Origin of the sequence: Methylovorus menthalis (assembly GCF_020523625.1) — a bacterium.
Lineage (GTDB): Bacteria > Pseudomonadota > Gammaproteobacteria > Burkholderiales > Methylophilaceae > Methylovorus > Methylovorus menthalis.
This window is the reverse complement of the sequence record NZ_JAJAQH010000006.1, coordinates 1,317,486-1,339,053: the sequence shown is the minus strand read 5'-3', so window position 1 is coordinate 1,339,053 and position 21,568 is coordinate 1,317,486. Positions and strand designations below refer to the sequence as shown.

At 58.1% G+C, this 21,568-nt stretch carries 14 protein-coding genes; 3 read left to right on the top strand and 11 right to left on the bottom strand.

From position 1 onward, the window contains the following. Window positions 1-55: 55 nt before the first annotated feature. Both LG204_RS12075 and LG204_RS12070 read left to right on the top strand, forming a co-directional pair. Window positions 56-748, top strand: a complete 693-nt coding sequence (locus tag LG204_RS12075; RefSeq protein ID WP_230337505.1) for a PepSY-associated TM helix domain-containing protein — start codon at window positions 56-58, stop codon at window positions 746-748. A gap of 284 nt (window positions 749-1,032) precedes the next feature. Continuing rightward, window positions 1,033-3,066 carry a TonB-dependent receptor gene (locus LG204_RS12070; RefSeq protein ID WP_230337504.1) on the top strand — a complete coding sequence of 678 codons (2,034 nt, stop codon included), beginning with the start codon at window positions 1,033-1,035 and terminating at the stop codon, window positions 3,064-3,066. A gap of 96 nt (window positions 3,067-3,162) precedes the next feature. Here LG204_RS12070 and LG204_RS12065 read toward each other — a convergent pair whose 3' ends face one another. Together LG204_RS12065 and LG204_RS12060 are read right to left on the bottom strand one after the other, a co-directional pair. Beyond that, window positions 3,163-5,070, bottom strand: a complete 1,908-nt coding sequence (locus LG204_RS12065) for an ATP-binding cassette domain-containing protein (RefSeq protein WP_230337503.1) — start codon at window positions 5,068-5,070, stop codon at window positions 3,163-3,165. 61 nt (window positions 5,071-5,131) lie between these two features. Beyond that, on the bottom strand, window positions 5,132-6,034 hold the full coding sequence (locus LG204_RS12060; RefSeq protein ID WP_230337502.1) for a LysR family transcriptional regulator: 903 nt from the start codon (window positions 6,032-6,034) through the stop codon (window positions 5,132-5,134). A 133-nt stretch (window positions 6,035-6,167) separates the two neighbouring features. Here LG204_RS12060 and LG204_RS12055 point away from each other — a divergent pair, with 133 nt between their 5' ends. After that, a complete protein-coding gene (locus LG204_RS12055) occupies window positions 6,168-7,337 on the top strand; it encodes an MFS transporter (protein ID WP_230337501.1) in 1,170 nt (389 codons plus the stop codon). A gap of 84 nt (window positions 7,338-7,421) precedes the next feature. Here the strand turns inward: LG204_RS12055 and LG204_RS12050 are convergent, their stop codons facing one another. From LG204_RS12050 to LG204_RS12015, 9 genes are all read right to left on the bottom strand, one after another. Further along, complete coding sequence (locus LG204_RS12050) at window positions 7,422-9,482, bottom strand: AsmA family protein (RefSeq protein ID WP_230337500.1); 2,061 nt, start codon at window positions 9,480-9,482, stop codon at window positions 7,422-7,424. A 206-nt stretch (window positions 9,483-9,688) separates the two neighbouring features. Continuing rightward, on the bottom strand, window positions 9,689-10,390 hold the full coding sequence (locus LG204_RS12045) for a response regulator (RefSeq protein ID WP_230337499.1): 702 nt from the start codon (window positions 10,388-10,390) through the stop codon (window positions 9,689-9,691). Continuing rightward, window positions 10,387-13,107, bottom strand: a complete 2,721-nt coding sequence (locus LG204_RS12040; RefSeq protein WP_230337498.1) for a sensor histidine kinase — start codon at window positions 13,105-13,107, stop codon at window positions 10,387-10,389. Before LG204_RS12040 ends, LG204_RS12045 begins: the two co-directional genes overlap by 4 nt. Window positions 13,108-13,206: 99 nt before the next feature. Further along, a complete protein-coding gene (kdpC, locus tag LG204_RS12035) occupies window positions 13,207-13,797 on the bottom strand; it encodes a potassium-transporting ATPase subunit KdpC (protein ID WP_230337497.1) in 591 nt (196 codons plus the stop codon). A gap of 44 nt (window positions 13,798-13,841) precedes the next feature. After that, complete coding sequence (gene kdpB / locus LG204_RS12030; RefSeq protein ID WP_230337496.1) at window positions 13,842-15,917, bottom strand: potassium-transporting ATPase subunit KdpB; 2,076 nt, start codon at window positions 15,915-15,917, stop codon at window positions 13,842-13,844. 38 nt (window positions 15,918-15,955) lie between these two features. Next, window positions 15,956-17,764: a potassium-transporting ATPase subunit KdpA gene (gene kdpA / locus LG204_RS12025; protein WP_230337895.1), complete on the bottom strand. Its 1,809-nt coding sequence runs from the start codon at window positions 17,762-17,764 to the stop codon at window positions 15,956-15,958. Continuing rightward, a complete protein-coding gene (kdpF, locus tag LG204_RS14155; protein ID WP_041362091.1) occupies window positions 17,764-17,853 on the bottom strand; it encodes a K(+)-transporting ATPase subunit F in 90 nt (29 codons plus the stop codon). The genes kdpA and kdpF overlap by 1 nt, the downstream gene beginning before the upstream one ends. Before the next feature lie 273 nt (window positions 17,854-18,126). Beyond that, a complete protein-coding gene (locus LG204_RS12020; protein WP_230337495.1) occupies window positions 18,127-19,263 on the bottom strand; it encodes an MFS transporter in 1,137 nt (378 codons plus the stop codon). A 136-nt stretch (window positions 19,264-19,399) separates the two neighbouring features. After that, window positions 19,400-21,397: a UvrD-helicase domain-containing protein gene (locus LG204_RS12015; RefSeq protein ID WP_230337494.1), complete on the bottom strand. Its 1,998-nt coding sequence runs from the start codon at window positions 21,395-21,397 to the stop codon at window positions 19,400-19,402. Window positions 21,398-21,568 lie beyond the last annotated feature (171 nt).

The window sequence follows — 21,568 nt, the reverse complement described above, 5'->3', positions numbered from 1 at the left end:
GATTGTCTGTCAGCCAGCTGCTTTAAATATCTTTTTTTTTACAGATTTGTTCAATATGCAAAAAACACCCGCGCAACAAAATGCTCAACGTGGCCGTACGCTGCGTCTGTTAAGAAAAATCCATGGTTGGCTGGGGCTGTGGGGTGCCGTATTGGGACTTTTGTTCGGTTTGACGGGGTTTTTGCTTAACCATCGTGCTGTCATGAAGATCCCTGCGGCCCAGATGGAAGAGAGTGAAATCCAGCTCAGCGTGCCACAGCCTTATCCGCAGGACGCCAAGGCATTTACGGCATTTGTGCAGCAGGTACTGGATATTCAGCATACCCCTCTTGAACGCAAGCCGCGCAAGGGCGATAAGGAAAAGGGCGCTCAAGGTGCCGTGATGAAGGAGAAGCGCGAGCACGATGCCCGTTTTATGGGGCGCGAGATGCCCCAGCCAGCCAAGTGGGAGGTTGAATTCCGTATGCCGCAGGTACGTATTCGTGCGGAATATATTGCAGGTAATCAGTTCGCGACTATTCATCGCGAAGATGCAAATGTCTGGGCTTACCTCATGAATATGCACAAAGGCGTGGGCGCCAATGTGGCCTGGGTGTTACTGGCAGATACCATTGCCGGAGCCATGATCGTACTGTCGATTACTGGTGTATTGCTATGGACTAAAATGCGGCAATCACGTCTGGTCATGACTGGGCTGATCGGCGCTTCTATCGTGCTGACCATCTGGGCTGCACTTGGTATGTTGTAAAGCACGCTAGATTTTCGGGCTGTCGCCGCAGCCTACTAAAAAAGCACACAACCTGCGGATGTGTGCTTTTTTTATGCCGCGCTCAGCGTCACTATCAGCATGTGCAAGAAATACGATGCAAGGTATTTAAGAATTGCCAGTAGTGAGGCGTCTTTACTATAATTTACAATTGTAAATAATTCTCAATATCGAGACAGGTAAAGATTTTAAATATTATGCATCCTCACGCTCCTCACTCCTTCCCCGTTAAAACCATCTGTTTGATGTTGGCTGCATTGCCTGTTATGTCCTTTGCAGAAGAAGCTACCACGACACTGCCACAGGTGGAGGTGACGTCCAGCAAAGTCACCGAGCCTGCCAAGACCGATGGCTATGTCACCAAGTCCACCACCACGGCCACTAAAACCAACACACCGCTGAAAGACGTACCGCAGGCCGTTACCGTGGTGAGCCAGTCGCAAATCAAGGATCAGGCCATACGCAGCATGGAAGATGCGATACGCTATACGCCAGGGGTTGGCATGGCACAGGGCGAGGGTAACCGCGATACGGTCGTGTTCCGCGGCAATGCCAGTACCGGGGACTTTTTCCTTGATGGCGTAAGGGATGATGTTCAGTACTATCGTGATTTCTACAACATTGAAAGCGTGGAAGTATTGCGCGGTGCCAATGGCATGATCTTTGGTCGTGGCGGCGCAGGTGGCGTGGTCAATCGCGTCAGCAAGGAGGCTGGTTGGGATACTGTGCGCGAGATTTCGCTGCAAGCTGGTTCGTATGACCAACGTCGCGGCAGCATAGATATCGGGCAGGCTATTAATGAAGCGGCGGCTTTCCGCTTGAATGCAATGGTTGAAAATGCGGATAGTTATCGCGATGGTGTGTCATTGCGCCGCTATGGTATCAATCCGACCGTGACCTTGTTCCCCACCGAAAAAACCAAAGTCGTGCTGAGTGCGGAATATTTCACCGACCACCGCACGGCGGACCGGGGTATTCCTTCGCAAAATGGCCGGCCTTTTGCCACCAACGAATCCACTTTCTTCGGTAATGCCGCCAAGAGTCCCACGGAAATTGAAGCCCAGAACTACAGCGCACTGATCGAGCACAGCTTTGACAATGGCGTGCTGCTGAGAAATCGCACGCGCTATTCCGACTTTGACAAGTACTACCAGAACGTATTTGCCAACAGCGCGGTGAATGCCACTGGCAATTACACCGTGGGTGCCTATCGCGATGATACGCAACGCGAAAATCTCTTCAACCAGACCGATCTGCTCTATACCCTCAAGCAGGGCTCCGTCACCCACAAGCTGCTGGTCGGCATGGAGCTTGGCCGGCAGGATACGGATAACGTGCGCTATAGACCCAACTCCACCGGCACACTGACCAACACCCAGTCGGCGCAGAATCCTGTCTTCACTGGTCCAATAACCTTTACCAATCTGCAAACCCGCAACCGCAGCCAGGTGGATGTGGCCGCGTATTACCTGCAAGACCAGATCATTCTGAATCCGCAGTGGCAGGTGATTGTCGGCGCGCGTCTGGATAAATTCGATGTAGATTTCAAGAATCAGATATCCGGCCAGAAAATCAAATCAGATGATGATCTTTTTTCGCCACGCGCAGGCCTGATCTACAAGCCTGTTGAGCCTTTGTCGCTGTATGCCAGTTACAGCCAGTCGTATGTGCCACGCGCTGGCGACCAGCTGACCTCGCTGACGGTGGTGACCAGCACGTTTGATCCGGAAAAATTCAAGAACACTGAAGTCGGTGCCAAGTGGGAAGTAAAACCAGGCCTAGAGATCAATGCCGCCCTGTTCAAGCTGGAGCGTACCAATGTCGCGGTCTCGACCAGTGCTACCACATCAGCCCTGGTTGATGGTCAGGATACCAAGGGCTTTGAACTGAGTGCCTTGGGCCGCATTACTGACAAGTGGAATGTGATTGGCGCCTATACCCTGCAAAAAGCCGAGCTGGTTGACACCACCAGCGTCGGTGCGAATGGTGCCAGCGCACCCAATACGCCACGCAATACCTTCTCCTTATGGAACCGCTACGACATTAATGAAACATGGGGTGTCGCGCTGGGTGCCATCAGCCGCAGCGAGATGTATACCTCGTTTGACAACACAGTGCAGCTGCCTGGTTACACACGCTTCGATGGCGCGGTATACGCCAAGCTCGATAAAAACCTTCGCCTGCAGGTCAATATCGAGAATATCCTGAACAAGGAGTATTACCTCTACGCCCACAACAATAACAACATCACGCCGGGTTCTCCCACGGCTGCACGCGCCACCCTGATCTACAATTTCTGATCAGGTATTCCGTTCTGGCAGGCGTGATGGCCTGCCAATAAAAAAAGCACACGCTTTTCAACGTGTGCTTTTTTGTTGCCTTGAGCTGAGTTGAGTTTAGCGCTTGCTTTCCAGCTCTTCCCAGCGCTGCATGGCGGCATCGATGGCTGAAGCCAGCTCATCCAGCCGCGCTTGCAGGGTTTTTACCTGCTCGGGGTTCTCGCGGTAAAGATCAGGGTTGGCGAGTGACACATTGATCTCGGCCTGTTCCTTTTCCAGCTGTTCAATACGGCCGGGCAGCTCTTCCAGTTCGCGGTTTTCCTTGAAGCTCAGGCGATTGGCCGCCGGTTTGGCCGCTGCTGGTTTGGCCGGGGCAGGTGCACTGGCTGCCCGGGTTTTCTCGGCAGCCAGATTGGCCGCTTGCTGTTGCTTGTAGCGATACCAGTCGTCATAGCCGCCGCCAAACTCATCCAGTACGCCGTGGCCTTCAAACGCAATCACTTGGGTGACGGTGTTTTCAAGGAAGGCTCTGTCATGGCTGACCAGGAACAGCGTACCTTCAAACTCCTGCAGCAGGTTTTCCAGCAGCTCCAACGTGTCGATATCCAGATCGTTGGTCGGCTCGTCCAGCACCAGCACATTGGCCGGGCGCGCAAACAGGCGCGCCAGCAGCAGACGGTTGCGCTCACCACCGGAGAGCGATTTCACCGGCGAGCGCGAGCGCTGCGGCGGGAACAGGAAGTCCTCAAGATAACTGATGACATGCTTGCGCTCATTGCCAATCTGCACGAATTCGGAGCCGGGGCTGATGGTGTCCGCCAGCGTGGCTTCTTCGTCCAGCTGCTCGCGCATCTGGTCAAAATACGCCACATTGAGATTGGTACCGCGCTGTATGGTGCCGCTATCGGGTTCCAGCTCGCCCAGTATCATCTTGAGCAGGGTGGATTTACCCGCGCCATTCGGCCCCAGCAGGCCGATGCGGTCGCCACGCAGAATGCGCGTGCTGAAATCCTTGACCAGCACCTTGTCGCCATAGGCTTTGTTCACATGCTCCAGCTCGGCCACCAGCTTGCCTGAGCGCTCGCCGCTATCCAGCGTCAGCTTGACGTTGCCCTGGCGTTCGCGACGTGCCGCGCGATCCAGACGCAACTGCTCCAGACGTCGCACCCGGCCTTCGTTGCGTGTACGGCGCGCTTTGATGCCCTGGCGTATCCAGGCTTCTTCCTGCGCCAGTACCTTGTCAAATTTGGCAGCATGTGTGGCTTCTACCGCCAGCAATTCTTCTTTCTTCACCAGATACTGGGTGTAATTGCCGATGAAATCGGTGAGATGGCCGCGGTCCAGCTCGACAATGCGGGTCGCCAGGCGGTCCAGAAAGCGGCGATCGTGGGTAATGAACAAGACGCTGCCCTGAAAGCCGAGCAGCAACTCTTCCAGCCACTCAATCGCGGCAAAATCCAGGTGGTTGGTCGGTTCGTCCAGCAGCAGCACTTCCGGCTCCGCGACCAGTGCGCGGCCCAAGGCCACGCGCTTGCGCCAGCCGCCGGAGAGGGTGGAGATCAAGGCATCGGGGTCTAATTCCAGGCGGCTCAGCGCAGCATCCACCTTGCTCTGCGACTGCCAGCCCTGGCGGGCGTCGAGTTCGTGCTGCAAGACTTGCATGCGGGCCATCAACTGGTCCAGGTCGGCATCGGGGTTGCCCATGCTGTGCGATATCTGGTGGTATTCCAGCAGGATTTTCTGCAGGTCGCCCAGGCCTTCGGCCACCGCCTCAAACACGGTGTGGGTTGGCTCCAGTACCGGTTCCTGCGGCACATAGGCCACGCGCGCATTGGGAGCGCGCCAGAGAGTGCCGTCGTCCAGTTTGCTGTCACCGGCAATGACTTTCAGCAGGCTGGATTTGCCAGCCCCGTTGCGGCCAATCAGGCCGACACGTTCACCGGGGTCCAGCTGAAAGTCGGCGTGATCAAGAAGAGGGTAATGTCCATAAGCCAGGCTGGCTTGGTCGAGCGTGATATAAGGCATGCCGCATTTTAACAGGTTGCGGCGTGCATGCGCCTGCCAAGACGATGTTTGCCACGGTAATTTACAGCTTGCCGTGCAGTTGCTCGGCTAAAAAATCGACAAACAGGCGGATGCGGGCCGGGATATGGCAACGGCTGTGATAGATGGCATTCAATGGTTTGCTGTCAGCTACATGGCAACCAGCAAGAATTTCAACCAAGCGGCCGGCACGCAGGGCTTCGGCCACATGGAAATAACTCATGCGGCTAATGCCCATATCTGCCAGTGCCATTTGTAGCAACGTCTCGCCATTATTGGCCTGGAGGTTGCCGCGCACAGCCACGCTTTGCTGGCTGCCATCGGGCAGGCGAAAGCGCCACTCGCTAAGACTATGGCTAAAGTTGAAATCCAGGCAGTTATGGCGAACGAGATCAGCAGGCGTTTGTGGTGTGCCATGGCGCGCAAGATAAGCTGGGGAGGCCACCAGCAAATGCCGACTATCTCCCAGCTTGCGCGCCACCAGTCCGGAATCCTTGAGTGCGCCGTGGCGGATGGCAATGTCGGTGCGTTCTTCCAGTAAGTCGATCAATGTATCAGTCAGTGTGAGGTCTATAGTGACTTCCGGATAGCATTTAAAAAATGCTGGCAGCGCGGGTATCAGTACATGGTGACCGAAAGAAAGTGAGGCATTTACCCGGAGATGCCCACGTGGGGCATCGTTTTGCGGCGCGATGCGGTTCTCGGCTTCTTCCATGTCGGCCAGCAGCTTTAAGCAGCTTTCATGAAACAGCCGACCTTCTGGCGTCGGGTGCAGTTGACGCGTCGTGCGGTTGAGCAGGCGGATAGCGACACGCTGTTCTAGCCGGGCGATAAGCTTGGCGACGGCTGATGGCGTCAAATCCAGTTGGCGAGCGGCGGCAGAAAAACTGCCCGACTGTACGACTTGGGCAAACACTAGCATTTCTTTCCAGCGATTAACATTCATGGATGAAGTAAACCATTCAGTGGCAGGGTTATCTGTGAAATTAATTCATAACAGATTGTCATCTTGCTTGTCTACTGGCGGGCCGGGTTTTCACGCACCATTCTGCTAATCAAGTTTAAGCAGGAGATGCAGCATGCCTTTAGCTATTTACGCCCTCACTATTGGGTCTTTCGGAATAGGCATTACCGAATTTGTGATTATGGGCTTATTGCCTGAGGTCGGGAGCGACATGGGAGTAACGCTATCGCAGGCGGGTTATCTGGTTAGCGGCTACGCGCTCGGCGTGATGATCGGTGCCCCTTTGATGATTGGTGCTACCGGCAGCATGGCACGCAAACAGGTATTGCTGTGGCTGATGGTGATTTTTACCATCGGTAACCTGGCTTGTGCCATGGCACCTGAATATTGGAGTCTGCTATTGGCACGTGTCGTTACTTCCTTCGCGCATGGGGCCTTCTTCGGCATAGGCTCTGTGGTGGCCACCAGTCTGGTGCCGCGTGAAAAGCAGGCGTCAGCCATTGCCCTCATGTTTACCGGACTCACCCTCGCGAATGTGCTCGGCGTGCCACTTGGCACTTGGGTGGGACAGCTCTATGGATGGCGCACGACCTTTGTTCTGGTAACGGTCGTGGGCGTGCTGGCAGTGATGACAATAGGGCTGCTGTTACCGCGAGATTCCCGGCCCAGCGCTGCCCCAAGCTTTGCCAGTGAGTTGCGCGTCCTCAGGCAACGTCAGGTGCTGCTCGGCTTGGGCATGACGGTCTTTGGCTTTGGTGGCCTGTTTGCGGTGTTTACTTATATTGCACCTGTTCTCACCGGTCTGGCGGGGTTTTCTGCGCAGGCGGTCTCTCCCATTTTGCTGGTATTTGGCGTGGGGCTGGTACTGGGCAACTGGGCGGGCGGTAAAGCCGCGGATCATCGATTGATGCCGACATTAATCGGCACTATTGCCTTATTGATGGTGTGCCTGTTTGGGTTTGGATGGGCTATGCAATCTCAGGTGATGGCCGTGATCGGCGTCGCGTTGCTAGGAGTGGTGTCATTCGCGACCGTTCCCGCCTTGCAGATGCGCGTACTTGAAAAGGCAAGTGCAGCGCCTAATCTGGCTGCTGCCCTTAATATTGGTGCTTTTAACCTGGGCAATGCGATTGGTGCCTGGCTGGGTGGCTTGGTGATCGACTATGGTAATGGCTTGCCAGGGCTGCATTATGCCGCCGCGCTGATGGCCCTGGTGGGGTTGCTGCTCGCCGTCTACAGCGCGGCACTGGACAAGCGCTCATCGCCGCTGCTGGCAAAAGAGTAGACGAATAAAACCTGGCCTTGCTGGACGGATTTTTCTCGCCGACATGGACTGCCGGATTCATCGCGCCTTGCCTGTGTGCATTGCTTAATGCTGGGTTTTAGCTGACGTGGCTTCCTGTTTGAGCTGCTGCAGGACCTCGGCGCAGCTTGCCTGCTTGCCATTGCCCGGGTCGACAAACGGCAGGATCGCCGCCAGTGGATTGATCAGCCCCAGGGCAATGCCGCCAATCACGCGCAGGGCTATCGGCGTTTTTTCGATCGTTACTTCCGGCTGCAGAAAGCTACCCTGCACGTGGATGGGCGAGCGCACGGTCAGCGGCGATACGTTCTTCGGTTTGGCCACCAGGCGCAGATCGAGCTGCTCTTTACCCATGTCGATATGGCCATCGGTCAGTACGCGCGTCACTGGCGTATCCATCAAGCCTACCCGCGGACTGAGTATGCCGTGCGTTGCCTGCATGTCGATCACGGCGCATTGCAGGGGTACCGGGCTGTCGCCCTGTATCATCACGCCCAGCGCCTGGGCAATATCCAGCCCGAGTGCCTCAACGATAAGGTGCGAGACCGAGCCATCGCGTACGGTCATGAAGACATTGCCATTCAGCGAACCCAACAGCTCGGCGGTGGTTTGGCCTTTGCCATCCAGTTTGGCTTTACCGTTTAAGCTGCCGGTGAGATAGGGTTGCGGTTCAGGCTGGTTTTCTTTTTTGGCGGTCTCGCGCTGGGTTTGCGATATTTTCAGCCATTTGTAGAGATCGATGTTTTTCCAGGTGAGCTCTGCGCGCCAGACGGGAATCGCCTCGGGTGGCAGCTTCTTCACCTCGGCTTCCAGACCATTAAGCTTGCTCGCGTCGACCGAGATCATGCCGGACAGGCTGCCATCCGCCGTGTTGGCGTCTATATCGGCCAAGCCAAGCTTGCCTTTTTCCAGTTGCAGTGTGGCTTTGAGCGGTGCAATCGGCCGCTGGAAAGCCGAGCCCAGGTCCACATAATCCATCAGGATGCTGATGCGGGCGTCCATCTTGTTCAGCGCGGGCAGATTCAGGGGCTTATCAGGGATGGCGCGCGTGCGGGGCGCATTCTCGCCAGCTTCTGCTTCAGTGGCGGTACCAAAGGCTGGACCCAGATCCGCCAGCACAAAACGCTTGCCGCGAATATCGCCCGTGAGTAATGGTGTGGTTGGCCGCAGGTCATATTTGAATTTTCCCGTGAGATCACTGCTGCCGATATGGGCCGAGGTGACATCCGCCAGCCACAGACCACCTTCTTTTTGCAGAGTGGTGGTCAGGGTAAACGGCGCCGTGGTGGGCAATACGGTGCTGACCAGATTGCCAAACAGGCTCAGCGATGGACCTTTTACCGTCAGGGTGCCCTTGATGGATTGCTCGCCCAGTGCATCGGCCACTTGACCATCAAAGTCAGCGCGCAGGCCGCCGTATTCCACCCAGCCTTTGGAGCGCACGGTGTCGTTGCTTTCTTTGAGGCTGGCAATCGGCAAAAAGCCGCTGGTGGAAAGATGCCCGCGCAGCGCCTGTTTGCGCAGCTTGCCTTCGATATCGACATTCGATTGCATGGCGGCGCTGGCAGGCTTGGTGGCTGTTTGCTCCGTGCCTTCCTGTGTATTGAAATGCAGATCCAGATCCGCTTCAGCCAGTGCATCGCGCACGATGGCGCTGCCGTTATGGATCACCAGATTTTCAAAGATGGGGAAGGGGCGAGGCGGTTCCTGATCATCCTGCTTGAATTGCCAGGTGGATACACCATCCCGATTGCGCAGCACCCGGGCATCAATCTCTTGCACCCGCAGGCTTTTGATGCGGTAGGCATCGCCAGGTTTTAGCGTAAGCAGGTCACGATAGCGCAGCCGCAGCTCGGCTTCTTTGACATCCACAAAATGCGGCACCTTGAATGCCTCTGGTGCCGAGACATTCAGGCCACCTGCGCGCAGATAAAGCCCGCCCAGAAGATGCAGTTCAAACGGCGCCGTGATGACGATCTTGCGCTCCAGTTTTTCACTCAGAAACTGTTGTGCCGGAGCTCGCAGAAACGGCCAGCCCGCCAGCTCGCATGCGCCCAGCGCAATCAGCAGCAGAAGCAGCGTTATCCAGAAAGTACGAAACAGCGGGCGTGAAAATAGCGGTGGCATGCAAGTCTTATTCAGTGGTTGATGATTAAATGGAAAGCATAAACGCCGACAAGTTCACCGCTGTGTGTTGCAAGGCGAGAAGTCTGGCGATGGAATCCAGGCCCGAGTCTGGGCGCAAATGCCCATGGAAGCAAGGTGAATCCAATGTGAGTATTGAGGCGCGGCCGCAATCTGCCAACGGCCAGTCACTGCCAGATTACACGCCTTCAGTCCCCGTCTGCCAGCAGGCGATAGCCCACACCGGTTTCGGTCAGCAGGTAGCGCGGTTGCGCCGGATCAGCTTCCAGCTTGTGCCGCAGGTGGCCCATGTAGATGCGCACATAATGCCCGCTGTCGATATGGCTGGGGCCCCAGACTTCCTTCAGCAACTGGCGTTGCGTGACCACGCGCCCGGCATAGCGTATCAGCGCCGCCAATAGCCGGAACTCGATGGGCGTGAGGCTGATGAGCGCATCGCCGCGATGCACCTGGCGATTCGCCAGATCCACCTGAATGTCGCCCATGGTAAAAATACTCTCTTGCGTGGCATTGCCAGCCTGGGTGTGGCGCCGCAACTGAGCTCTTATACGCGCCAGCAACTCGGCCGTGCCAAACGGCTTGGTCAGGTAATCATCCGCCCCGGCATCCAGCGCGCTGACCTTTTGCGCCTCCTGCGTGCGGGCCGAGAGCACAATTATCGGCACATTGCTCCAGCTGCGTACCTGGTGAATGACGTCTATGCCATCCATATCCGGCAGGCCGAGGTCGAGGATGATGGCATCCGGCTTGCGCGTGCCGCTATCAATCACGCCCTGCTTGCCGCTTGGGGTGCTGTATACGGTAAACCCTGCATCTTCCAGTGCCGCCTGCACAAAGCGCTGAATCTGGATTTCATCTTCAATCAGGATGATGGTGGCAGTGCTGGTCATGCAGGGCTATCCTCGGCAAGGGGTGGGGCGGGCGGCTCGCCCAATGGTAAGGAAAAAATGAAACGGGTGCCACGTGGTTGCTGCGCTTCTGCCCATAGGTGCCCACCGTGGGCCTGAATAATCGCGCGGCAGATGGATAAGCCCAGGCCAACACCGGGCTGGGGGGACTCGACCTCCCCCCGGGTGAATTTCTGGAATATCTGGGTTTCCATGCCCGGTGGAAGCCCCTGACCTTCATCCGCAACGGTGACCCACACCTCTTCCTCGTGCTGCTGGGCCGTAATGCGGATGATGGTGTGGGCCGGGCTGTATTTGCAGGCATTATCCAGCAGATTGCAAAACACCCGTTCCAGCAGCACGGCATCAAACTGCAGCAGGGGCAAGTCGGGCGGCAGCGTGACCTCAATATGGTGCTGCTGGCTGACCGGTTGCATGGCGCGCAAGGCGCTGCCCAGCACTTCTTCCAGCATCTGCCACTGGCTGTTGAGTTGCACGCCACCGGCCTGCAGGCGTGCCATGTCCAGCAGGTTCACCACCAGTTGCTGCATGCGAAACGCCTGGTCATACAGGGTTTCCAGCTGGGCATGCCGGTCAGAGGGCATGTCGGGGGCCTGTCGCAACTGGTCGGCGATGCCCAGCAACGAGGTCAGCGGCGTGCGCAGGTCATGGGAAATCGCGCTTAACAGCGAATTGCGCAAGCGTTCCGACTCCATGGAAATCAGGGCATCGCGCGCTACTTCGACGTAATGCTTGCGCTCCAGCGCCAGGGCAATCTGCGCGGCAAAGGTATCCAGCAGCTGGCGTTGTTCCGGCAAAAAGATGGCGGCATGGTTTTCCGGGACGATAGCCAGCACGCCACGGGTGCGCATCGGCGCCTTGAGCGGCACATACAGTACGGGGCTGGAGGGCAGGGTGTTTGTGCCCAAGCCTGCGTGTTCCTGATGATCGTAAGTCCACTGGGCGATGCCGAGGTCAACATCCGCCAGAGTCTGCCCATGCATGGCATCCGCCTCGGGTGCCTGCAGCTTGTCATCGGCATCCGGCAGCAAAATGGCCGCTCGGCTCTGGAACAGGCTGGCGATGTGGTGCACGCTGACCTCGACAATATGCTGCGTGGTCATGGTGGAGGCCAGCTCCTTGCCGATCTCGTAGAGCGCCAGGCTACGACGCTCACGGTAATTGGCGATCACGGCTTGGTAGCGCAAGCTGGAGGTGAGGTTGCTGATGACCAGCGCTACCGACAGCATGATGCCAAAGGTCAGCAGATATTGCGTGTCGGAGACGGTAAATGACAGCTTGGGCGGCACAAAAAAGAAATCAAACGCCGATACGCTGAGGATGGACGCCAGAATGCCGGGCCCACGCCCATAGCGTATCGAGATCAGCATGACGCCCAGCAGGTAAAGCATGATGACATTCGATAACTCGAAATATTGCAGCAGCATGCCCGCAATGACGGAGGTGGTCGCACTGATCGCTAGCGCCCACAGATAGCCGCGTTTTTTCAGGTCGGATAAATGCGCATTGGCCGCCATTTGCAGACTGTGTTGCGGTGTTGGCTTGTGCCGTGGTTTGGGCTGGCGCACCACCACATGCAAGTCAATGTCGATGGCTTCCTTGGCCAGTTGATCGGTCACGCTGGGGATAAACAGGCGCATCAGCAATGGTCGTCTCGGCTTACCTACCACCAGGCGCGAAACATTGCGGCTGCGCGCGTAATCCAGCAGCACGGTGCTGACCTCATCGCCGCTCAGGGTGGCGGTGGTGGTTGCGCCCAGTGTTTGCGCCAGCCGCAGGTTGTCGAGGATGGCCTGCCGCTCGGCGTGTCCCAATTTTTGCAGGGTGGGCGTTTCCACATAAGCGGCCAGCCATTCGGCTTTCATGCTGGTAGCAAGGCGGGCGGCGGTTCTCACCAGTTGCTCGGCCTCCGGGCCCGGCCCAAGGCCGACCAGTATGCGCTCATGGGTTTGCCAGACGTGCTGGATGCTCTGGTCGCTGCGGTACTCGCGCATCTGCGCATCCACGCGGTCTGCGGTGCGACGTAGCGCCATCTCGCGCAAGGCAATCAGGTTGCCCTTGCGGAAAAAATGCCGCCGCGCCCGTTCGGCCTGCTGCGACATGTAGACCTTGCCTTCCTGTAGCCGTTGCAGCAGCTCTTCGGGGGGCAGGTCCACCAGCGTCACCTCATCGGCCAGGTCAAACACCTTGTCCGGTACCGTTTCCGATACCCGGATGCCGGTAATCTGGCCTACCACATCATTCAGGCTTTCCAGGTGCTGCACGTTGAGCGTGGTGTAGACGTCGATGCCCGCCGAGCAGAGTTCTTCCACATCCTGCCAGCGTTTGCGGTGGCGGGAGCCCTCGGCATTGGAGTGCGCCAGCTCATCCACCAGTAGCAGGCCGGGGCGGCGCGCCAGCGCGGCATCCAGATCAAACTCGTGCAGGGTTTTATCCCGGTAGCTCAGGGCTTTGAGCGGCAGTTGCGGCAGGCCTTGCAGGCGCGATTCGGTGTCACGGCGGCCATGGGTTTCGATCACGCCCACCAGCACATCCTCACCTTCCTGCATGCGGGCATGCGCGGCGGTCAGCATGGCAAAGGTCTTGCCCACACCGGCGCAGCTGCCGAAGAAAATCTTGAGCCTGCCGCGTTGTTGACGGGCATCTTCCTGCTGCAGTTTTTCCAGCAGCGCATCGGGGTCAGGGCGCGTATGGCTCATGTGCGCAGTATAGGCGATTTCGTGGCGTCGTCGGCAGGGCAGCGTGCAAGGCATCGCAGGCCTGAATGGTTGCTTATGTCCATGTCACGCACTCCCATCTTATTCACTCCCATGGTGCTGTGGCTGCTGGGCGTCCAGCGCCAGATTGAGTGCCAGTACATTGACGCGTGGCTCGCCCAGCACACCGAACTGACGCCCTTCAATATGCGCAGTGACCAGCGCATTCAGCTGATCTGCTGTCAGATGCCGCGCCTGGGCGATACGCGCTACCTGAAAGTAGGCGGCGGCCGGGCTGATGTCGGGGTCCAGCCCACTGGCGGAACTGGTGACCAGGTCTACTGGCACCGCAGAAGGCGATGCGGGGCTGGTCTGCAATGCGGCCACGCGCTGTTGGACGGCATCGCTCAACGCCGGGTTGAGCGGCCCCAGATTGGAGCCAGACGAGGCAGCGGCATTATTGGGATAGGGTGCCGTGGCTGAAGGGCGGCTCCAGAAATAGCCCGGGCTGCTGAAGTGCTGGCCGATCAGGCGCGAGCCAACAATCCCACCATCACTCGTGATCAATGAGCCCCCCGCCTGCTGGGGAAAGGCGGTCTGGCCGATGGCGCTGACCAGCAGCGGATAAACGAGTCCGGTCAACATACTGAGGCCGACGAACAGGAAAATGGCAGGGCGTAAATGCTGTTTCATGATGATGTTTCCTCGAAAAATGTAATACCTGGCATGGGGGTGGGCTAGAGCAATTGCAGCAGCAGGTCGATTAGCTTGATGCCGACGAAGGGCACCAGCACACCGCCCAGGCCATAGATCAGCAGATTGCCACGCAGCAGGCTGGCGGCACTGGCGGCGCGATAGGGCACGCCTTTCAGCGCCAGCGGAATCAGAAACATGATGACCAGCGCATTGAAGATCACCGCCGATAAAATGGCCGATTCCGGGCTGGCGAGTTGCATGACATTCAGCGTGTTGAGCTGCGGATATGTGCTGGCAAACGCGGCCGGGATGATGGCGAAATACTTGGCGATATCGTTGGCAATGCTGAAGGTAGTGAGCGAGCCACGCGTCATCAGCATCTGCTTGCCGATCTCTACAATCTCAATCAGTTTGGTTGGGTTGGAGTCGAGATCTACCATATTGCCGGCTTCCTTGGCGGCCTGGGTGCCGGTATTCATGGCGACGGCAACATCGGCCTGTGCCAGTGCTGGGGCATCATTGGTGCCATCGCCGGTCATGGCGACCAGCTTGCCCGCCGACTGATGCTCGCGTATCAGCTTGAGCTTGGCTTCCGGCGTGGCTTCGGCCAGAAAGTCATCCACACCTGCTTCAGCGGCAATGGCCGCTGCCGTGAGGCGGTTATCGCCCGTGATCATCACGGTTTTGATGCCCATGTTGCGCAGCTCGGCAAAGCGTTCCTTGATGCCGCCTTTCACCACATCCTTCAGCTCAACCACGCCCATCACACGGGCGTCGTCAGCCACCACCAGCGGGGTACTGCCACGGCGGGCGATGTCGTCCACCATCTGGTTGACTTCATTGGCAAATTTTCCGCCCTGCGATTCCACCCAGCTGCGAATCGCCGAGGCGGCGCCTTTGCGAATCTGCCTTATGCCCAGGTTGACGCCGCTCATGCGGGTTTGCGCGGAGAATGGCACGAACTCGGCTTGCAGGCCCTGCAGGTCACGTTCGCGCAGGGCAAAGCGGTTTTTCGCCAGCACGACAATGCTGCGGCCCTCCGGCGTTTCGTCGGCCAGCGAGGCCAGTTGCGCGCTATCGGCCAGCTGTTGCTCGCTGATGCCGGGCGCAGGCTGAAACATGGATGCCTGACGATTACCCAGCGTGATGGTGCCGGTCTTGTCCAGCAGCAGCACATCCACATCACCGGCGGCCTCGACGGCGCGGCCCGAGGTGGCGATCACATTGGCCTGCATCATGCGGCTCATGCCCGCCACGCCAATCGCCGAGAGCAAACCGGCAATCGTGGTGGGAATCAGGCAGACTACCAGTGCTACCAGCACGGTAATGCTGGCAGGTGCGCCTGCCCCGGCCGCATGCACGCCGAAGAGGGAGAACGGCAGCAGGGTGACGGTGGCCAGCAGAAACACAATGGTCAGCGCTACCAGCAAAATGGTGAGCGCGATTTCATTGGGGGTTTTCTGGCGTTTGGCGCCTTCCACCATGGCGATCATGCGATCCAGAAAAGCTTCACCGGGATTGACGCTGATGCGCACCACCAGCCAGTCCGACAGCACCTGGGTGCCGCCGGTGACTGCGCTGAAATCGCCGCCGGATTCGCGGATCACCGGGGCTGACTCACCCGTGATGGCGGCTTCATTCACTGAGGCGATGCCTTCCAGCACCTCACCATCGGCCGGGATCATGTCCCCGGCTTCTACCAGCACAATGTCGCCTTTGCGCAGGCTCTGGCTATCGGTGATGCTGATGGTCGCCTGACGTGAGGCGCTGGCCAGTTTTTTGGCGGGCACATTCTGCTTGGCACTGCGCAGGGCGGCCGCCTGGGCTTTGCTGCGGCCCTCAGCCAGGGCTTCGGAAAAGTTGGCAAACAGCACGGTAAACCACAGCCAGATGCTGATCGCCAGGATAAAGCCTGCCGGAGCTTCGCCATGGCTGCCATGCGATTCGAGCACCAGCGCCTGTATGAACATGAGCGTGGTGAGCATGCTGCCCAGATACACCACGAACATGACCGGGTTGCGCCACTGCACCTGCGGCGCCAGTTTTTTGAAGGAAAGTGCGATGGCAGGCAGAATCAGCCGCGTATCGAACATGGAAAGGCCTTTGGGGGAATGCATGCGTAAAGACTCCTGAGTAGGGTAGGAAGGCATAACCATTAGTGGCCAGCCACCATTTGCAGATGCTCGATGACCGGTCCCAACGCCAGCGCGGGTACGTAGGTCAGGGCGCCGACCAGCACCACCGTGCCAATCAGCAGGGCAATGAACAGCGGGCCATGCGTAGGCAGGGTGCCGAGGCCAGGGGTGATGCGTTTTTTGGCGGCGAGCGCACCGGCAATCGCGAGGATGGGGATGATGATGCCGAAGCGTCCCACTGCCATCGCCACCGCCAGCAATAGGTTGTAAAACGGGGTGTTGGCAGACAAGCCAGCAAAGGCGCTGCCGTTGTTATTGGCCGCGGACGACAAGGCATAGAGAATCTCGCTGAAGCCATGTGCGCCGGGGTTGGCAATGCCGGCGAGCCCTGCGGGCAGCATCACGGCGATCGCGGTGCCCAGCAGCACCAGGATAGGCGTGACCAGCAGGATGACCGCCGACATTTTCATTTCAAAGATTTCTATCTTCTTGCCCAGGTATTCTGGCGTGCGGCCTATCATCAACCCGGCCACAAACACGGCAATCACGGCATAGATCAACATGGTATAGAGCCCGGAACCCACGCCGCCAAACACCACCTCGCCCAGCTGCATTAGCCACAGCGGTACCAGTCCGCCCAGCGGCGTCAGCGAGTCATGCATCGCATTGACCGCGCCACAGGAGGCGGCCGTGGTGATGGTGGCAAACAGGGCCGACGCGGTAATACCGAAGCGCGTTTCCTTGCCCTCCATATTGCCGCCGGATTGCAGGGGGCTGCTGCTCTGGTCCACGCCCAGGGTTGTTAATATGGGGTTGCCATCTTGCTCCGCCCACAGGCTGACGGTGGTCATGGCTACGAACAGCAGTGCCATCGCCGTCCAGATCGCCCAGCCCTGGCGGCGGTCACCCACCATCAGGCCAAAGGCGTAGCAGAGCCCGGCCGGGATCAGGAAAATCGCCAGCATTTGCAGGAAATTGCTGAACGGTGTCGGGTTCTCAAACGGATGCGCCGAGTTGGCATTGAAAAAGCCACCGCCATTGGTGCCCAGCATCTTGATCGCTTCCTGCGAGGCGACCGGGCCCATGGCCAGCGTCTGGGTGTGGCTGGTGATGGTTTCCTGCGCTGGGTTGCCATCGCTATCCAGCTTAGGCTGGCCCTGAGCATCCAGCGCGGGCTGGCTGTAGGTGATGCTTTCCAGCGTATTCACCTGTTGGTAGGGGCTGAAATTCTGGATCACGCCTTGCCCCATGAGCAGCACCGCGAGCAAGACGGACAACGGCAGCAACACATACAGCGTGCTGCGTGTCATGTCGACCCAGAAATTGCCGATGGTGGCGACCGAGTGACGGGCAAAGCCGCGAATCAGCGCGATGACCACGGCAATGCCGGTGGCGGCGGAGAGGAAGTTTTGCACCGCCAGCGCCAGCATTTGCGTGAGGTAGCTCATGGTGCTTTCACCGGCATAGCCTTGCCAGTTGGTATTGGTGACAAAGCTCACGGCGGTGTTGAATGCCGAGTCCAGGCTGATCTCGCCCATCCCCGCCGGGTTCAGCGGCAGGCTGCCTTGCAAGCGTTGCAGAAAAAATACCGCCAGCACGCCGATACCATTGAACAGCAGCAGAGCGACGGTATACGATTTCCAGCCCATCTCCTGCTGCGGGTTGACCCCGGATATGCGATACAACAACCGCTCCAGCGGGCCCAGCAGTTTTCCCAGCACCGGCAGGCGGCCTTCCATGGCGCGATGCAGATACAGGCCCATGGGTTTGGTCAGCAGCATCAGCGCTGCCAGATAGATTGCCACTTGTAGCAAGGCATTCGCATTCATCAGAATTTCTCCGGTTTGCATAAGGCGTACAAAAGATAAGCAAGCAGCAGCAAGGCAAGTGCGCCGCTCAGTACATAAAGCCAGTTCATGGTTTTGCTCCCAGGTAAATGCAGTACGCGGCCACCAGATAACTGGTCAGCAGGTACAGCAGAATCAGCAAGGTGTTGAAAATGTCCATCGGAGTCATCAGCCTGATCCAGTGAATGGCGTGAGCTTACTGAGGCCGATGTAAAGATGGCGTAATGAAGCGGGAGAGGGGTGTAAAAATGCTGTAAAAACGCAGCGCTTAGGCACCGGCAGGGCGCCAGTGCCTAAGCGTTTGTGGTCACCACCCGCAGGCGGTTAATTAGAGGGGGGCGGGATCAGCCGCGGCGCATGCTGAACAGCGTAAGCAGGCAACCGGCAATGGCGACCACGGCGGCGGCCAAGGGCACCGCTTGCAGGCCCAAGCCAAAATGAATCACGGCACCACCGAGAAACGCACCGACGGCATTGCCCAGGTTAAAGGCGCTCTGGTTAACGGTGGAGGCCATGAGCGGCGCTTCGCCCGCTTGGCGCATGGCATTGGTCTGCAACCCCGGCCCCACGGCAAAGGCAATCATGCCCCAGATAAACGCCGTGGCGACAGATAGCAGCGTGAACTGCATGCTCCAGGCAAACAGCAGGCTGAGGAGCGCCATGCCCAGCAATGAACCGGCAATGGTCGGCAACAGCCAGCGGTCAGCCAGCTTGCCGCCGATATTGAGACCCAATGTGGCGGCGATACCGAGCAACACCAGCACCAGGCTGACCGCATGCGGACTGAGGCCGGATTGATCTTCGAGGATGGGCGTGATGTAGGTAAAGATGGTGAATACGCCAGCAAACCCTACTGCAGTAATCGCCATTGCCAGCAGGGTCTGTGGGTGCAGCAAGGCTTTCATTTCATCGCGGATGTTCGCGCGTGGCATGGCGGTGATGTCGGGGATAAAGCGCCACACGGCCGCCATGGCAACCAGGCCGCAGGCGGCCACGGTCCAGAATGGCAGGCGCCAGTTGGTGAGCTGGCCCAGCAGGGTGCCGAGGGGCACGCCGAGGACATTGGCGAGCGTCAGGCCGCTGAACATCAAGGCCAGCGCGCGCGAGCTTTGCCCCGGTGGCGCCAGGTAAATGGCGACCACGGCGCCTATGCCAAAGAATGAACCATGACTCAGGGCGCTGAAAATGCGGGCGAAGGCCAGCAATTCATAGTTAGGTGCCAGCGCGCACAGGGCGTTGCCCAGGGTAAATATGCCCATCAGCCCGATCAATGTCGCCTTGCGCGGCCAGCGCATGGTGAGCGCCACCACCAGCGGGCCGCCTACGACCACCCCCATGGCATATACAGTGACCAGATTACCCGCGGCTGGAATGGATACCTGCAAGTCGCGCGCGATATCCGGCAACAGCCCCATGGGCAGAAATTCGGTCATGCCTATACAAAATGCACCGGCGGCCAGCGCCATCATCCAAAGACCCATGAGGTGGTTTCCTGCCATTAATGAATGCGTGTTCAAATCAAGGGATAGCGCCGCTTGGCGCTTATCCCCGCGTATGTTCCGGCTTGCCGGCTTGCTTGCGGCCATACTGGCTGGCCGGTATTGAGTTGGCTAGCGGCTATTCCTTGGCCTGAGCCAGCATGGCACGGATTTGTGCCATGCGTTCGCGGCCGTTTTCCTTGGCGGCTGCCGGGTCGCTGGCTGGCATGCCGAAATGCTTGACGTCATCGTGCGGCAGCTCGGCAATGAAACGGCTGGGTTCGCAGCTCTCGGTTTCACCGGCGCGCTTGCGCTTGCGGCACCATGAGATGTTCAGCGACTTTTGCGCGCGGGTAATGCCCACGTACATGAGCCGACGCTCTTCCTCGATGCGGTCGGTGTCTATGCTCTCGCGATGCGGCAATATGCCTTCTTCACAGCCGATCAGGAACACATGGCCGAACTCCAGGCCCTTGGCCGCATGCAGTGTCGATAGCTTGACCGCGTCCGGCTCGCCGTTTTCGCGGCCTTCCAGCATGCTCATGAGCGAGATCATCTGCGTCAGTTCCAGCAGGTTTTTCTCGTCTTCGTTGGCCTTTTTGGTGAGCCAGCCGGTAAAGTCCAGCACGTTTTTCCATTTGCTTTCGGCGGCGCGCGGCTCTTCACTATCGTAGAGAAAAGCCTCGTACTGGATGGCATTCAGCATGTCATTCAACATTTCGCCCGCCGGATCGCGCGTGGCCCTATCTTGTACCCGGTTGATGTACTGGCAGAAGGTCAGCAGGTCTTCCAGCTGGCGGGCGCCCAGCTCGCGCTGAAAATCGCCCTCAAACGCGGCGGCAAACAGGGATAAATGATGGTCGCGGGCATATTCGCCCAGGCGTTCCAGCGTGGTGTTGCCTATGCCTTTTTTCGGGGTGGTGGCGGCGCGGATAAACGCGGGATCATCGTCCTCATTGGCGATCAGCCGCAGATAGGCCACCAGATCCTTGATCTCGGCTTTGTCAAAGAACGACTGGCCGCCGGAAACGGTATAAGGCACCTTGTGGTTGCGCAATTGCTGCTCGAAAATGCGCGCCTGGTGATTGCCGCGATACAGAATCGCGTAATCGGAAAACTGCGTGCGGTGCTCGAACTTGTGCGCCATCAGCTTCATGACCACCGACTCTGCTTCGTGGTCTTCATCGCGGGCGGCGCTGACCTGGATAAGATCGCCAGTCCCCAGTTCGCTCCACAGCTTTTTATCAAACAGCTTGGGGTTGTTGGCGATCACCTGGTTGGCCGCGCGCAGGATCCGTACGGTGGAGCGGTAGTTCTGTTCCAGCTTGATCACCTTGAGCCGCGAGAAATCCTCGGTCAGTTGCCGCAGGTTTTCCACGTCGGCACCGCGCCAGCCGTAAATCGCCTGGTCATCGTCGCCCACGGCGGTAAAGCGGCCCTCGACACCTGTCAGCAGCTTGACCAGCTTGTACTGGCAGGCATTGGTATCCTGGTATTCATCAATCAGCAGATATTTGAGTTTGCGCTGCCATTTTTCCAGCGCTTCGCGGTGCTGTTCAAACAGCTCTACTGGCAGCTTGATCAGGTCATCAAAATCCACAGCCTGATAGGCCTTGAGTGTTTGCTGGTAAAGCTGGTAGACCTTGGCGGCAGCGTGCGTCAGCTCTTCGTCAGCCTGTGCCTTGGCCTGGTCAGGGTTGATAAAGGCATTCTTCCACTGCGAAATCTGCGATTGCGTGCGGCGCAGCAGCTGCTTGTCAGTGGTGGCCAGCACATCGGCCAGTATCTTGTAGCTGTCGGAAGAGTCCAGAATGGAAAACTGCGGCTTGTAGCCGAGCAGAGCAGCCTCTTGCCGCAGCATCTGCAAGCCCAGCGAGTGGAAGGTGGCAATGGTCAGCCCCTTGGCCGATTTGCCTTCCAGCAAATGACCCACACGCTCCTGCATCTCACGCGCCGCCTTGTTGGTAAAGGTGATGGCCGCGATTTCACGCGGCTGGTAGCCACATTGCTCGATCAGGTAGGCGATTTTCTGGGTGATGACGCGTGTCTTGCCGCTACCCGCACCAGCGAGCACCAGCAGGGGGCCATCCAGATATTTGACCGCTTCACGTTGCGGGGAATTGAGTTTGCTTAACATGCACCAGGTGGATTCGGTTCAGGGGGAATGAGGATGCCGTTGATAACGGGCAGCGCGTACTTCCAAAGATGCATAAGTTTAGCTTTAACCGGGTTTTGATGCCAGCCAGCATTGCTTGTGGCATAGTGTCATCTACATAAAAAATAATTATTAAAGGACACTGAATCCGTA

Bases quoted from the DNA above. Each gene is read 5' to 3' on its own strand.
- kdpF (WP_041362091.1), bottom strand. From the start codon at position 17,853: ATGAACTGGCTTTATGTACTGAGCGGCGCACTTGCCTTGCTGCTGCTT.
- kdpB (WP_230337496.1), bottom strand. From the start codon at position 15,917: ATGCATTCCCCCAAAGGCCTTTCCATGTTCGATACGCGGCTGATTCTG.
- LG204_RS12015 (WP_230337494.1), bottom strand. From the start codon at position 21,397: ATGTTAAGCAAACTCAATTCCCCGCAACGTGAAGCGGTCAAATATCTG.
- kdpC (WP_230337497.1), bottom strand. From the start codon at position 13,797: ATGAAACAGCATTTACGCCCTGCCATTTTCCTGTTCGTCGGCCTCAGT.
- LG204_RS12050 (WP_230337500.1), bottom strand. From the start codon at position 9,482: ATGCCACCGCTATTTTCACGCCCGCTGTTTCGTACTTTCTGGATAACG.
- LG204_RS12075 (WP_230337505.1), top strand. From the start codon at position 56: ATGCAAAAAACACCCGCGCAACAAAATGCTCAACGTGGCCGTACGCTG.
- LG204_RS12040 (WP_230337498.1), bottom strand. From the start codon at position 13,107: ATGAGCCATACGCGCCCTGACCCCGATGCGCTGCTGGAAAAACTGCAG.
- LG204_RS12020 (WP_230337495.1), bottom strand. From the start codon at position 19,263: ATGGGTCTTTGGATGATGGCGCTGGCCGCCGGTGCATTTTGTATAGGC.
- kdpA (WP_230337895.1), bottom strand. From the start codon at position 17,764: ATGAATGCGAATGCCTTGCTACAAGTGGCAATCTATCTGGCAGCGCTG.
- LG204_RS12045 (WP_230337499.1), bottom strand. From the start codon at position 10,390: ATGACCAGCACTGCCACCATCATCCTGATTGAAGATGAAATCCAGATT.
- LG204_RS12065 (WP_230337503.1), bottom strand. From the start codon at position 5,070: ATGCCTTATATCACGCTCGACCAAGCCAGCCTGGCTTATGGACATTAC.
- LG204_RS12070 (WP_230337504.1), top strand. From the start codon at position 1,033: ATGTCCTTTGCAGAAGAAGCTACCACGACACTGCCACAGGTGGAGGTG.
- LG204_RS12055 (WP_230337501.1), top strand. From the start codon at position 6,168: ATGCCTTTAGCTATTTACGCCCTCACTATTGGGTCTTTCGGAATAGGC.
- LG204_RS12060 (WP_230337502.1), bottom strand. From the start codon at position 6,034: ATGAATGTTAATCGCTGGAAAGAAATGCTAGTGTTTGCCCAAGTCGTA.